Source organism: Gulosibacter macacae (assembly GCF_003865375.1).
GTDB lineage: Bacteria > Actinomycetota > Actinomycetes > Actinomycetales > Microbacteriaceae > Gulosibacter > Gulosibacter macacae.
In genome coordinates this window covers 83,493-97,143 of record NZ_RQVS01000013.1, presented here as the reverse complement: position 1 = coordinate 97,143, position 13,651 = coordinate 83,493, and the positions used below count along the sequence as shown (strand labels likewise).

The window sequence follows — 13,651 nt, the reverse complement described above, 5'->3', positions numbered from 1 at the left end:
TCGGTGGCGATGAGCAGGCACCAGGAGCCGATCCAGGTGTCGCTGCTGAGTGAATAATCACCCTTTGGTGCCGTCTGAATCTTGACCCCTTCGGCACTCTTGGGAGGGTGATCGTTGTGGAAGATTGGGCGGAGATCCGCCGGTTGTATTCGGGCGAGGGTTTGCCGATCAAGGAGATCGTTCGGCGGCTCGGGATCTCGCGGAACACTGTTCGCGCGGCGTTGCGGTCGGATCGGCCGCCGGAGTATCAGCGGCCGCCTGCGGGGTCGCTGGTGGATGCGTTCGAGCCGCGGATTCGGGTGTTGCTGGCGGAGTTCCCGCGGATGCCGGCGACGGTGATCGCGGAGCGGGTGGGCTGGCAGCATTCCGCGTCGATTTTCCGCGCACGGGTATCGGCGCTGCGGCCGGAGTATCAGGGCGTCGACCCGGTGCAGAAGACCTCGTATCAGCCGGGCGAGATCGCGCAGTGTGATCTCTGGTTCCCCGAGACTCGGGTGTTCGTCGCGCCGGGCCAGGAGCGGATCCTGCCGGTGCTCGTGATGACGCTCGGGTTCTCCAGGACGATCCTCGCGACGATGATCCCGTCCCGGCAGGCGGGAGACATCCTCGAGGGGATGTGGTTGCTGATCGAGCAGATTGGGCGGGTCCCGAAGACACTGGTCTGGGATCGGGAGGCCGCGATCGGCGGGACGGGGAAGCTGACCACTCCGGCGGCCGCGTTCGCTGGCACTCTAGCCACTCGGATTCAGCTTGCCCCGGCGAGGGATCCGGAGTTCAAGGGCATGGTCGAACGCGCGAACGGCTATCTGGAGACGTCGTTTCTGCCCGGCCGGGAGTTCGCGTCGCCGGCGGACTTCAATGCGCAGCTGACCGGTTGGCTGGAGCGGGCGAACACGCGGCGGGTTCGGTCGATCGGCGCGCGCCCGGTCGAGCTCGTCGACCGGGATCGGCAGGGCATGCTCGCGTTGCCGAGGCTGGCTCCGCAGACCGGGCTGCGGTTCCGGGTCCGTCTTGCCCGGGATTATCACATCCGCGTCGATGGGAACGATTACTCCGCTGATCCTCGCCATATCGGCCGGAACATCGACGCGGTCGCGACGGGAACCATGGTCACGATCACCAGCGGCGGGGCGGTGATCGGCCGGCACGAGCGCTCCTGGGGTCACCACCAGGTGTTCACCGATCCGGAGCACAAGGCCACGGCGTCGAAGCTACGCACCGCCTACTACTCCCACCGGCCCGCATCCACGCGTCGGCATCCGGATGGTCACCCGGTCGCGATCCGCGCGCTCTCGGACTACGACGCCCTGTTCGGCGTCGATTTTGATCCCACGTCCACCCTCACCACAACGGAAGAAGCACGATGACCCCCACCGCGACGAAGACGACCGAACAGATCTCTTCCAAGATCGCCTATCTGACCCGGGCGCTGAAGACCCCCACGATCGGGAGGGTCTGGGAAGACCTCGGCGGCATGGCCCGCGAGGAGAACTGGTCCCACGAGGAATACCTCGCCGCGGTCCTGGAGCGCCAGCTCGCCGACCGCGAATCCGCCGGCACGACGATGCGGATCCGGACAGCGCACTTCCCGGCGATCAAGACCCTGGAGGACTTCAACCTCGACCACCTGCCCTCGCTGCGCAAGGACCTCCTCGCGCATCTCGCGACGAGCACGTTCGTCGCGAAAGCGGAGAACGTGATCCTGCTGGGCCCGCCCGGAATCGGGAAGACCCACCTCGCGATCGGTCTCGGCGTCAAAGCCACCCAAGCCGGCTACTCCGTGCTCTTCGACACCGCGAACAACTGGATCGCCCGCCTCGCGGCCGCCCACCACCAGGGGCAGCTCGAGGCGGAGCTGAAGAAGATCCGCCGCTACAAACTCATCATCATCGACGAGATCGGCTACATCCCCTTCGACCAAGACGCCGCGAACCTGTTCTTCCAACTCGTCGCCAGTCGTTACGAGCAAGGCTCGATCATGGTCACCAGCAACCTGCCCTTCGGTCGCTGGGGCGAGACATTCGGTGATGATGTCGTCGCGGCAGCGATGATCGACCGCCTCGTCCACCACTCCGAAGTCCTCACCCTCTCCGGAGACTCCTACCGCACCCATGGCCGACGAGACCTCATCGCCAAAGACCGCGCCGACAAAAGCTGAAAGCCTCGTTGGCAGCAAGACCTGAGCCTGGGTGGCTCCGAAGCGTGCGATTCGCGGAGCCACCCAGCGGACGGGGCTAGCCTGCTGCCTCTTCGCCGTGGTCAACGGCCGCTCGTACTTCGATAGCGCCGTCCGGTTCCGCCAACACCTGGCAGATCTCCAGCAAGTCATCGATGTCGTCACTTTCTACGGTGTAGAAGGCACCGAGCTGCTCGACGCTTTCGGCATACGGGCCGTCAGTGATCGAGAACTTGCCATCGTCAGACTTGGTCAGGGTCTTCGTCTCGGCGGATGGTGTCAGTTCCTGACCGCCGGTGATCTGGTGCCCGCGCGCCTCCAAGAGAGCGGCGAACTTCTCATGCCGCTCGAAGACCTCAGCCTGCTGGTGTTCGGACATTTCTGCCCATGCGGACTCGTTCCCGGTGAGCAGAACAATGTATGTCGTCATGATCCGTCGCTTCCTTCGCGTTGTGATGGTGAACGAGCGCATCTGTCGCCCGTCACCATGATGACGCGCGACAGACCGTCAGATCGACACACCCAGATACGAATCTTTAGATCGATTTCGTCGCCCACGATCGCGTCCCGCTCGGGTAGTTCGCTGCGCACGGGTCAACTAACGTGTTCCTGAAGCGATCGACCAACCGCGCGCACGATCGCCCGAACTGAGCGAGTCAACCTTGGCTGCTTCGAGGCCGCAGCGAGAGGAAGTGAACCCATATGACAGCCATTGAACAATTGCTTCGCGACGAGTGGGCTCGGCTCCTCGCGCTACTCGTGGCGCGCTTCCGTCGGGTTGATCTCGCAGAAGACGGTCTCGCAGAAGCGTTCGAAGCAGCAGTCCGAACCTGGCCCGAACAGGGAGTGCCCTTGTCTCCCGCGGCATGGTTGCTCACAACCGCCAAGCGGAAGATTCTGGACCAGTTACGCTCCGAAAACGTCCTCACTCGTCGCATGCCTCTGTTGATCGTTGACGCCGAGATCGCGGAAGCATCTCAACAGGCACTCGAGCATCCCAGCGATGATCTCCGAGATGAGAGTCTTCGACTGATCATGCTGTGCATGCACCCCCAGTTGTCTCGCGAAGCCGCAGCAGCCTTAACGTTGCGGCTGGTCCTCGGCGTATCGACGCAGGATCTCGCGAGCTTGTTCCTTGTCCCCGTACCGACGATGGCTGCACGCCTGACCCGCGCCCGCCGCAAACTGGCCGGCGCGCACTTCGACATGCCATCCCCAACCGAACTCCCGGCAAAAGTTGACACCATTACAGACATCGTCTACCTCGCATTCACGTCGGGCTACGCGCCTGCCTCCGGAGACGCTGTCCTGCGAGTCCGGATCTCTGGCGAGGCCATCCGACTCGCCCAGGTCATCCGCTCACTCTTGCCCGCCGCCAGCGCAGACCTCGACGCACTCCTCGCGCTGATGCTGCTTCAACACTCCCGCAGGGACGCGCGCGTGCGCGATGGCGCACTCGTGCTCCTTCCCGAGCAAAACCGCTCACAGTGGCGACACGATGAGATCACCGAAGGTCTAGCCATTCTCGACGGGCTCCGAGACACACCCCCTTCACCGTTCCTACTGCAAGCGCTGATCGCCGCGGAACACGCGATTGCCCCCGTCAGCGACGCCACGAACTGGCCCAGAATAGTCCGCCACTACAACGAACTTCTTACCCTGACTGACTCACCCGTCATCCGACTCAACCGGGCCGTCGCCGTCGCGGAAGCAGATGGACCCACGAAAGGGCTGGAAGAATTGGAGGGCGTATCTCTCTCCGGACACCGGCTACCCGCAACTCGCGCAGAATTCCTCGCACGCTCAGGCCAGACCACCAAGGCAATCCACGCCATCGACGCCGCAATCGCGCTCTGCCGCAATGATGCAGAACGCACACACCTCGAGACGCGACGCGCAGCATGGAGCACAACCTAAGCAGCCGATAACCACCTGACTCACGCCCCACCGACCGTACAACCTACGCTCCGCGGTGCCCACGACACCCACCACAGGGGTCAAGTTTCAAACGGCAAAACAGGGTGAAAGTTCAGGCGGCGTTGACACCAGGTGCCGTCGATGAGGACATGGCGGGCAGGGGTGGTGACGCGGGGCAGGGAGGGAGAGATCTGCCAGCACCATTCGGTGTGTCGTCGGAAGGTGCGGCCGGTGTAGGTGTGAGTGATCTCGGGTTGTGTGGCTTTGCCGAGGAGCCAGGTAAGGAATTGGTCGAGTTGGTGTTGGTGGGTGAGGTCGGCTCGTTTGCGCACGGTTGAGGTGCCGCAGGTGGGGCAGCGCCAGCGTTGGGTGCCGGAGGGGTGTTTCCCGTTTTTGACGAGGCGGGTATCGCATAGCAGACAACGGGTCGTGTTGGACGGGTTCGGCACAGTTAAGGGTGCCGGGGTAAGACGATCCCTGTTTTATGGCTTGCTGGTGCGGGAGAACGGGGGTGTCATCCACTCTTTTTGGCCTATAACCCGGTTTTCCCGAATACGGCTTGACGCTGTCCCCATTCAGCCACCGCCTGCCTACCGAGAAGCTTGTTCAATAACGTGCGCGCTCCCCGCTTTCCTCGTGGGACCAAGCTCGCGCACCTGACAAGGATTCCGATGACCGAGACGAGAACTCCACTCCCCACCGAGGGCGCGCCCGCAATTGCCACGCCACCCGTAGCATCCGTCGACGCCAGTCGCCGCATCCGATCACTCGACGTATTGCGCGGCATCGCAATCCTCGGCACGCTCGGCACCAATATTTTCGTGTGGGCGCAGACCGGCGCGATGACCGCCGTCGAACAGAGCACCCTCACAATGGGTTCGGGCGAGAACCCCATCGAGGCGATGCTCTCGCAGCTCACGAACGGCAAATTCCTGTCGCTGCTCACCATCATGTTTGGCATCGGCCTGACGATTCAGTTCGATGCCGCCGAGCGCCGCAATCAGCGCTGGCCCGCCGTCTACCTCTGGCGCGGAGTGCTGCTCTTCCTCGATGGCCTTCTCCACTACGTGCTCGTCTTCATGTTTGACGTGCTCATGGCTTACGCCGTCACCGGCATTATCGTCGCGTACATCCTGCTCGCGACGAAGTCCGTGCAACGGTGGATCTTCGCCGCCGCCACCGCCGTGCACCTTGCCCTGGTCACCTTGCCGCTCTTCGGCGTCTCGATCCCCTTCCTCGGCAGCTACGGCACGGCCGACATCGGTAGCCGTGGCGATGCCACTCGCCTACCCGACACTGGCAGCCTCGCCGAATTCGGCGGCCGCACGGCAGAGCAGTTTGCCAGCGGCCCCACCTGGTGGGAAGAAGTCGTCCACCGCGTCACGAGCTTCATGAGCGGACGCGAAGAGGCCATCTTCATCCTGCCAATGTCGATCGCACTCTTCCTCCTCGGGAGCTTCCTCTTCCGCGCGGGCTTGTTCGAGCGTCACGGTCGTCGCCTGCGGATCGTGCTCATGGCCATCGGCGCCGTCGCATTCGTCTACGACATGCTCGGTTCCGCCATCCCCGAGCTCACCCCGCCCGGCATGTATGGCCGCTACGTCGTGCCCGTGCTCGTCGCACCCGCGATTGCCGCGGTGGTCGCCGAGTTCTACCTCGCCCGCGAAGTTGGTTGGGTGGGCCGTCGTCTCGAGGATGTGGGTCGGCTCGCGCTCAGCACCTATGTCGGCCAGAACGTCGTATCGATGTTCCTGTTCAGCGACTGGGCACTCAACCTCGACGCCAAGCTCCCCGCAGAACTCGGCTTCGCGGCGATCGTGCTCTGCTACCTCACCGTCGCGCTTATCATCATCGTCTTCGCAACCGTCTGGCGGCGATACTTCCGCCAGGGTCCGCTCGAGTGGCTCTGGGGCGTCTCGTACCGCGGCGCGATGAAACTCACTCCCTCGTGGGGCGCTACAAAAACAACACCAGCGACACAGCCATAACGGCCATGCCCGCCACGACGCCGTAGATCGCGAGATGGTGCTCGCCGTACTCGCGCGCGGTCGGCAGCAATTCATCCAGCGAGATGAAGACCATCACGCCAGCGATCGCGGCAAACACGAAACCAAACAGCCCCTCAGAAAGGAACGGCTGCAAAAGCAAGAAGCCGATGAGTGCCCCGGCCGGCTCCGCAAGCCCCGACACTGCCGCCCACCAGAAGCCGCGGCGACGGGAGCCGGTCGCGTGGTAAATCGGTACCGCGACGGCCAGCCCCTCGGGCACATTGTGAATCGCGATCGCCACCGCGACCGCAACGGCCACCTGTGGTTCTTGTAGCGCCGCAATGAACGTCGCGAAGCCCTCGGGGAAGTTGTGGATCCCGAGGGCAAGCGCCGTCATCATGCCGGTGCGCATGAGCGCGTGGCGCCGCGATGAATCATCGACGGTGCCCGGCTCGTGCGGGTTCACCGCCGACGGCACAATCCAGTCGATCAGCGCGATCGCACCGACACCGCCGAAGAATGCGAGCAGCATCCACCAATTGCCCGGCACCTCGCCGAACTCGTCGACGAGCGAATCGCGCCCCTTCGGCAGAATCTCGAAGAGCGAGACGTAGATCATCACGCCGGCCGAAAAACCGAGGCCGATCGACATGAGCTTCGTCGAGCGATGGCTCCCAAGAACGCCAATCAACCCACCAACGAGCGTCGAAAGCCCGGCCCCGAGTGTGAGCAGCAGAGCGAACCAAAAGTTGTCCATCAATTCCCCTCATGCCGTCTCCCGTACGATACCCCCATGGCTGATTCCTCGTTTGATGTCGTAAGCAAGGTCGATCACATGGAGGTCGCGAACGCGATCAACCAGGCGACCAAAGAAATTTCGCAGCGCTACGACTTCAAGGATGCTGGTGCATCCGTTGATCTCAGTGGCGAGAAGCTGATGATGAAGGCAGCGAGCGAAGACCGCGTGCTTGCAGTCCTCGATGTCGTGCAGTCGAAGCTCATCAAGCGCGGCATCTCGCTCAAGTCGCTCGACACCGGCGAGCCCTACCAATCGGGCAAGGAGGTGCGCCTCGAGGCCTCACTCAAGGAGGGCATCGACCAGGCGAACGCAAAGAAGCTCTCGAAGCTCATCCGCGATGAGGGTCCGAAGTCGGTGAAGTCGCAGATTCAGGGCGACGAACTGCGAGTCACGTCGAAGAGTCGCGATGACCTGCAGGCGACGATGCAGCTGCTTCGCGGCGCTGATATCGATCTCGACCTGCAGTTCGTCAACTTCCGCTAGCTGCGGCAACGATCGCATCGCGCGATGCTGCTGATTCCTGACGCCGCCTGGTGGTTGACCGGTGCCGGCATCGTGCACGGCATCATCGTGGTGATCACGGCGTTCGCCATCGGCCACAATCGGCGGCCGACCACGGCCGTCGCATGGTTGCTTGCCATCGGCACGCTGCCGTATATCGGACTCGGGCTGTTCTTCCTGTTCGGTTCGAACCGGCTCCCCCGGCGACGCCGCCGCAAGCAGGCGCAATTCGATGCGATCCTCGCCCGCACCACCGAAGAGTTCGAGAATGAGTCGGGCCTCTCGCCGATCCCCGAGCGATTCGCCCCGGTCTCGCGGCTAGCCCGCGCACTCACGGCCATTCCGCCGCTGCCGGGCAACCGCATCCGCATTCGTACGAACTACAACAGCATCGTGCTCGCAATGGCCGATGAGATCGATCGCGCCGAGCACTACGCGCACCTGCTCTTCTACGCCTTTGCCGAGGATGAGGTCACCACCCCTGTCTTCGACGCGATCGACCGTGCGGTGGCACGCGGAGTGACGGTGCGGGTGCTCTTCGACCAGGTCGGCTCGATTCGCTACCGCGGCTACAACAAGATGAAGCGGCGCCTGGTCGCCAGCGGCTGCGAGTGGCACTCGCTCTACTCAATCGTGCCGTGGCACGGCGGCTGGCAGCGGGTCGACCTGCGCAATCATCGCAAGCTGCTCGTCGTTGACGGCAAGGTCGGCTGGATGGGGTCACAGAACCTCATCGAGCGTGGCTATCACCGCATGCCCAATCGTGACGGCGAGCGACTGCTCTGGAAAGACCTCATGGTGCGCCTTGAGGGGCCGATGGCAATCGGCATGGATGCGGTGTTCCGGTCAGATTGGTACGTCGAGACCGGCGAAATCGTCGAGGACGGGGTGGATCCGACGAGCACCGAGTTTGCACTCGCGCTCGAGGAAGCCGCCGCCCACGACCGTAGCTTCGACTGCCAACTCGTGCCGTCTGGCCCCGGCTACGAGCACGAAAACAATCTGCGGCTCTTTGTGCAGTTGCTCTACGAGGCGAGCGAGCGCGTCGTGATCGCCTCGCCCTACTTCGCCCCCGACGACTCAATGCTCTATGCAATGACCACCGCCGCCCAGCGCGGTGTGAAGATCGACCTGCACGTGTCCGAGCTCGGCGATCAATTCTTCACCCAGCGCGCCCAGCAGTCGTACTACGAGGTGTTGTTGCGCGCGGGCGTGCGCATCTGGCTCTACCAGCGGCCGTACATCCTGCACGCGAAGCACATCACCGTCGACAACGAGGTGACGCTTGTCGGCTCGAGCAATATGGATATGCGCTCGTTCACGCTCAATGCCGAGACCATGCTCATCGTGTATGGGCCCGAGTTTGCCGAGCGGATGAACGTGGTCGAGCGCCGCTACCGGTCAAAGTCGCGGGAGCTCACGCTTGATGAGTGGCTTGCGCGACCGTGGTGGAAGGTCGCGATCGATAGCTTCTGTCGGCTCACGAGCGTCGTGCAGTAGGTGTTGCGGGGTCTCGATACGCTTCGCTACTCGACCAACCAGGGAGTTTGGCTGGTCGAGTAGGAGCGCAGCGACGAATCGAGACCACCTCGACAGCGCGCTACTCCCCGAGCGACACCCGCAGCATCTCGTCGCGGTCGACGACCTTGATGCGCTCGCGCCCCACAGCCTCGCCAAGCGCACGCTCGTGCGCGTCGAGCCGACGCCATCCCTCGAGGTCGGTGAACCGCACGCCGCGCTCACGCAACAGCGCCACCACCGAGTCGTGGTCGTCGATCTCCGGCGTCCACCAGTTCTCCTGCTCAGCAAGCAGGTGCTCGATCGTCTCTTTCGCATCCGACTTCGTGTGACCAATGAGACCAATCGGCCCGCGCTTGATCCAGCCGGTCGCAAACAGGCCCGGCACGTGGTTGCCATCAGCATCCACCACCGCACCGCCATCGTTCGGAATCACGCCGCGATCCGCGTCGAACGGCACCTCATCGAGGGGCGAACCGAAGTAGCCCACCGCGCGGTACACCTGGCCGACCTCAATGTCGCGGAACTCGCCCGTGCCGGTCACGCCACCCGAACCATCGGGCTGCGTGCGCTCGATGCGCAGCGCCGCAACGCGGCCGTCGTCGCCGGTGAGCACCTCAACCGGTCGCGCCCAGAAGTGCAAGTGCAGGCGACGCGAGGCCGTCTGTTCCTCCTGCTCGCCGCGCCACTTACCGAAGATGCGGTTGATCACGAGGATCTGCTTGTTCTTCATCGCCTCGGCGTCAGCCTCGGGGTCGCGATCGAAGTCTTCTTCCGCGACCACCACGTCAACATCGGGCACCTCGCCGAGTTCGCGCAGTTCGAGCGGCGTGAACTTCACTTGCAGGGGTCCGCGGCGGCCAAACACGTGCACATCAGTCACGGCCGAGTCGCGCAGCCCCGCCTCAACGTTCGCCGGAATCTCAGTCGGCATGAGGTCATCAGTGTGCTTTGCGAGCATCCGCGCCACATCGAGCGCGACGTTACCGTTGCCGATCACCGCAACCGACGAAGCATCGAGCGGCCAGGTGCGCGGCACATCCGGGTGGCCGTCGTACCAGTTCACGAAATCGGCCGCACCGTACGAGCCCTCGGCGTCGATACCGGGGATGCGCAGCGGCGCATCGTAGAAGGCACCGGTCGAGAAGATCACCGCGTGGTAGCGGGCCTTGAGGTCGTCGAGCGTGATGTCGGTGCCGAAGTTCACATTGCCGAACACGCGGATGCGGCCGGTGTCGAGCACATCGCGCAGTGCGTTCACGACGCCCTTGATGCGCGGGTGGTCGGGCGCGACGCCGTAGCGCACGAGGCCGTAGGGCGCGGGCAGGCGGTCGAAGAGATCGATCGACACATCGTGGGTGCCCTCGGTCGCGTTCAACAGAATGTCGGATGCGTAAATACCTGCGGGTCCGGCGCCGACTACGGCGACTCGAAGCTTCGTCATGGGTTTCCTCCGTGCGGGGTCGGGCGGCGGTTCCCCGCCGCGAGAAATCAGGATGCGTGGGCGCAGCGCCCAGCGCTAAAAATCACGGTCGACGAGGCGCTCAGCGAATTCGCGCAGCGCCTCGCGCACCACCCCAGCCGGGAGCACCTCGAGCGCGTCGGTGGCGCGGCGCACCTGGGCCTGGGCGGCAGCAATGGTTTCGCGGGTGACCTCGTGCTCACGCAACTCGGCCACAATGCCAGCGATCTCGGCCTCGTCAGTTGAACCCACGGCATCCGGGCGCGCGAGTGACTGATCAGCGCTCCCGGGTGTCGTCCCGGCCACGCGCGTGCGGATGCGTTCGAGCAGGTCGGCAGCCGCCGTATCCCCGGCCTCGGCGCGCTGTTCGAGCAGCAGCACCGGCATGGTCTCGACACCGGCGCGCAGATCAGTGCCGGGGAGCTTGCCGGTCTTCTCCGACTGCACTGAGAGGTCGATGACATCGTCGACGATCTGGAAGGCAACGCCGACGCCCTCACCGAACTCGCGCATCGCATCCTCATACTCGCTCGGCGCGCCCGAGAGCATGACGCCGTAGATGGCGGCGGCGCTGATGAGCGATCCGGTCTTATCGGCGAGCACCTGCAGGTAGTGGTCGAGGCGGTTCTCACCGCCGGCGGGGCCGATGGTCTCGTGCATCTGGCCGAGCACGAGGCGCTCAAACACCTCGGCCTGCAGGTGAATCGCACGCGGGCCGAGCGCCGAGAAAATCTGCGAGGCGCGGGCAAAGAGCAGGTCGCCCGCCAAAATCGCCGTCGAGTTCGACCAGCGCAGGTGCGCGGCGGTGACGCCCCGACGCAGCGTTGCCTCATCCATGACGTCGTCGTGATAGAGCGAGGCGAGGTGCGTGATTTCGACCGCGGCGGCCGCTCGATCGAGCTGCGTCGATGAAGTGGTGTCACCGAGCTGCGCGGTGAGGAGCACGAGCATGGGGCGCAAGCGCTTGCCGCCAGCGTCAAGCAGGTAAGTCGTGGTGACCTGGGCGACCTCGTCGGCGTAGCGCACTTCGTCGCGCAGCACCTGCTCGACCCGCTCGAGACCGGCATCAAGCTCGGCCTTGAGTCGCCGCTCTGGGGGCTTACCGAAGAGCTGCTTCGCGAATCCGGCGCCAACGATGCCGTGGGAGGGACGGCGGGCGGCGGTGGGCTGGGCGGTCAAGGTGCGGGCTCCTTGTTGCGGTCGGGAGTGTTGGTTAGGCGAGCGGCTTCGTGCCGCGGTGCAGCGCCGAGATGCCGTAGGTGAGATTGCGATAGGCGACGTCGGTGTAGCCGGCGTCGCGCAGCCAACCGGCGAGCGTGCGCTGGTCCGGCCACGCCTTGATCGAGTCGAAGAGGTAGTCGTACGCCTCGGGGTCGCTCGACACGAGCTTCACAATCGCCGGCATGGCGGTCGACATGTACGCGTTGTAGCCCGCGTTCATCACGGCGTTCGGCGGCGTCGAGAACTCGCAAATGACGATGCGGCCGCCAGGGCGGGTAACGCGGAACATCTCAGCGAGCGCCTTGCGCGGCTCCTGCACATTGCGCAGGCCAAAGCTCACGGTCGTCGCGTCGAAGGTGTTGTCGTCGAAGGGCAGGTCGGTCGCGTCGCCCTGCACGAACTCGATGCGCGGGTGGTCGCCGTGGCAGCGAATCCCCTCAGCGATCATGCCGGCCGAGAAGTCGAGCGCGGTAACCACGGCGCCCTCATCGGCGAGGATGCGCGAAACCGTGCCGGTGCCAGCGGCAACGTCGAGGATGCGCTCGGTGGGCTTCGGGTCAATCGCGCGGCGCGTGCGCGTGCGCCAATAGGGCGCGACGCCCATCGAAAGCACGTCGTTGGTGATGTCGTACTGGCGGGAGACGCGGTCGAACATCGCCGAGACGTCGGCGGGGCGCTTGTCGAGATCGGCTTTACTCATCCGCATCATCCTACGTGGCCAGCGGGACTACGCTGGCGAGGATGACTGCCAAGCTTCCCCACCTGCGCGTTCGCACGCGTCGAATCGACGATCCGGGCGAACTTCTGCGCTTCACCGACCCGCTTTCGCCGACGGTCATGCTGCGTCGCGGCGACGGGGTCGTGGGGCGCGGATGCGTGTGGCGTGCGTCGTTCTCGGGGCCCTCACGCATTGCGGATGCTCGGGCGGTGTGGCGCGAACTCGTTGCAGCTGCCGAGATTACCGATGATGCGCAGGTGCCGGGCTCGGGGCTGGTCGCCTTTGGTGCGTTCACCTTTTCTGCGGCGTCTGGTGCCGCGAGTGTGCTCTCGGTGCCGGAGTTTGTGGTCGGCCGCCGCGGCGGCGTGGCGTTTGTGACGCAGATTTGCCTGCTGGATGAGGTGGGTCGCGCCGATCTTGATGTGCACCTGCCCGAGGTTGCTGCGGTCGGTGCCGATGCATCCATTGAGCTTGGTGAAGGCGTGATGACCCGCGAGCGCCACCGCACGGCCGTGGACGAGTCGTTGGCGCGCATTGCCGCCGGCGAGTTCGAGAAGGTGGTCATTGCCCGGGATGCGGTAGGTCAGCTACCTGCCCGCACCGACCGCCGCCACCTCGTGCGCCGTCTCGCTGCGATCTATCCCGAAACTTGGACGTACGCCGTCGACGGTCTTGTCGGCGCGAGTCCCGAGATGCTCGTGCGCGTGCTCGGTCGCGAGGTGGCCGCGCGCGTGCTCGCCGGCACGCTGCCGCGTGGTGCGACGGATGCGGCTGATGCGGCCGCGCGCGCGGCACTCGCTGCGTCGCCAAAGAACCAGGTCGAGCACCGCTATGCGGTGGAGTCGGCCCTGCGCTCGCTCGGCGCGCTCGACTCGCACGATGATCTGCAATCGGGACTCACTGCATCCCCCGAGCCGTTCTTGCTCGCGCTTCCGAATGTGTGGCATCTCGCCTCGGATATTCGCGGCACGCTGCCGAGTGGGGCGAGCATCCTTGATCTTGTCGAGGCACTACACCCGACCGCGGCCGTCGGCGGCACCCCGCGCGGTATCGCGATCGCGGCGATTGACGAGCTTGAGCCGTTTGATCGGCGCCGCTATGCCGGACCCGCGGGCTGGGTGTCGTCGGCGGGCGATGGCGAGTGGGTCATCGCGCTGCGCGGTGCCGAGATCGACGCCGATGGTGCGGTCACGGCGTTTGCCGGTGGCGGCATCGTCGCATCCTCGGATGCGGACGACGAGTGGGCCGAGACCGGCCCGAAGCTCGCCCCCATCGCCGACGCCCTGCGCGGGTAGTAGCGGTCTCGCTCCACTCCTAATACGCGCGCTCCCGGCTAATACGCGCGCTGTAG

13 protein-coding genes are annotated in these 13,651 nt (G+C 64.8%); 7 read left to right on the top strand and 6 right to left on the bottom strand.

Annotation, left to right across the window (positions count from 1 at the left end; all coding sequences use genetic code 11):
• Positions 1-107: 107 nt before the first annotated feature.
• Together istA and istB are read left to right on the top strand one after the other, a co-directional pair.
• Entirely contained in the window at positions 108-1,367 is a 1,260-nt protein-coding gene (gene istA / locus EG850_RS10890) for an IS21 family transposase (RefSeq protein WP_124973372.1), read from the top strand.
• Entirely contained in the window at positions 1,364-2,158 is a 795-nt protein-coding gene (gene istB / locus EG850_RS10885; RefSeq protein WP_124973370.1) for an IS21-like element helper ATPase IstB, read from the top strand. Before istA ends, istB begins: the two co-directional genes overlap by 4 nt.
• Before the next feature lie 76 nt (positions 2,159-2,234).
• Here the strand turns inward: istB and EG850_RS10880 are convergent, their stop codons facing one another.
• Positions 2,235-2,648: a YciI family protein gene (locus EG850_RS10880; RefSeq protein ID WP_214609553.1), complete on the bottom strand. Its 414-nt coding sequence runs from the start codon at positions 2,646-2,648 to the stop codon at positions 2,235-2,237.
• Between the two features lie 230 nt (positions 2,649-2,878).
• On the opposite strand from EG850_RS10880, the gene EG850_RS10875 reads away from it, so the two are divergent.
• A complete protein-coding gene (locus EG850_RS10875; protein WP_124973368.1) occupies positions 2,879-4,093 on the top strand; it encodes an RNA polymerase sigma factor in 1,215 nt (404 codons plus the stop codon).
• Positions 4,094-4,173: 80 nt separating this feature from the next.
• Here the strand turns inward: EG850_RS10875 and EG850_RS13790 are convergent, their stop codons facing one another.
• Positions 4,174-4,542 carry an IS1/IS1595 family N-terminal zinc-binding domain-containing protein gene (locus EG850_RS13790; protein ID WP_456237276.1) on the bottom strand — a complete coding sequence of 123 codons (369 nt, stop codon included), beginning with the start codon at positions 4,540-4,542 and terminating at the stop codon, positions 4,174-4,176.
• A 222-nt stretch (positions 4,543-4,764) separates the two neighbouring features.
• Here EG850_RS13790 and EG850_RS10870 point away from each other — a divergent pair, with 222 nt between their 5' ends.
• Positions 4,765-6,081, top strand: a complete 1,317-nt coding sequence (locus tag EG850_RS10870; RefSeq protein WP_124973366.1) for a DUF418 domain-containing protein — start codon at positions 4,765-4,767, stop codon at positions 6,079-6,081.
• On the opposite strand, the gene zupT is transcribed toward EG850_RS10870, so the two are convergent.
• Positions 6,050-6,838, bottom strand: a complete 789-nt coding sequence (gene zupT / locus EG850_RS10865) for a zinc transporter ZupT (RefSeq protein WP_124973364.1) — start codon at positions 6,836-6,838, stop codon at positions 6,050-6,052. The genes EG850_RS10870 and zupT overlap by 32 nt on opposite strands.
• 36 nt (positions 6,839-6,874) lie before the next feature.
• Here zupT and EG850_RS10860 point away from each other — a divergent pair, with 36 nt between their 5' ends.
• Both EG850_RS10860 and EG850_RS10855 read left to right on the top strand, forming a co-directional pair.
• Positions 6,875-7,363, top strand: a complete 489-nt coding sequence (locus EG850_RS10860; protein ID WP_124973362.1) for a YajQ family cyclic di-GMP-binding protein — start codon at positions 6,875-6,877, stop codon at positions 7,361-7,363.
• A 24-nt stretch (positions 7,364-7,387) separates the two neighbouring features.
• Entirely contained in the window at positions 7,388-8,881 is a 1,494-nt protein-coding gene (locus tag EG850_RS10855; protein ID WP_124973360.1) for a phospholipase D-like domain-containing protein, read from the top strand.
• 100 nt (positions 8,882-8,981) lie between these two features.
• Here EG850_RS10855 and EG850_RS10850 read toward each other — a convergent pair whose 3' ends face one another.
• The 3 genes from EG850_RS10850 to EG850_RS10840 form a co-directional block, all read right to left on the bottom strand.
• Positions 8,982-10,343 (bottom strand): FAD-dependent oxidoreductase, encoded by a 1,362-nt coding sequence (locus EG850_RS10850; RefSeq protein ID WP_124973358.1) that lies wholly within the window; start codon positions 10,341-10,343, stop codon positions 8,982-8,984.
• Between the two features lie 75 nt (positions 10,344-10,418).
• A complete protein-coding gene (locus EG850_RS10845; protein ID WP_124973356.1) occupies positions 10,419-11,540 on the bottom strand; it encodes a polyprenyl synthetase family protein in 1,122 nt (373 codons plus the stop codon).
• Between the two features lie 34 nt (positions 11,541-11,574).
• Positions 11,575-12,282, bottom strand: a complete 708-nt coding sequence (locus tag EG850_RS10840; protein WP_124973354.1) for a class I SAM-dependent methyltransferase — start codon at positions 12,280-12,282, stop codon at positions 11,575-11,577.
• A gap of 41 nt (positions 12,283-12,323) precedes the next feature.
• Here EG850_RS10840 and EG850_RS10835 point away from each other — a divergent pair, with 41 nt between their 5' ends.
• Positions 12,324-13,595, top strand: a complete 1,272-nt coding sequence (locus tag EG850_RS10835) for an isochorismate synthase (protein ID WP_124973352.1) — start codon at positions 12,324-12,326, stop codon at positions 13,593-13,595.
• Positions 13,596-13,651: the final 56 nt, after the last annotated feature.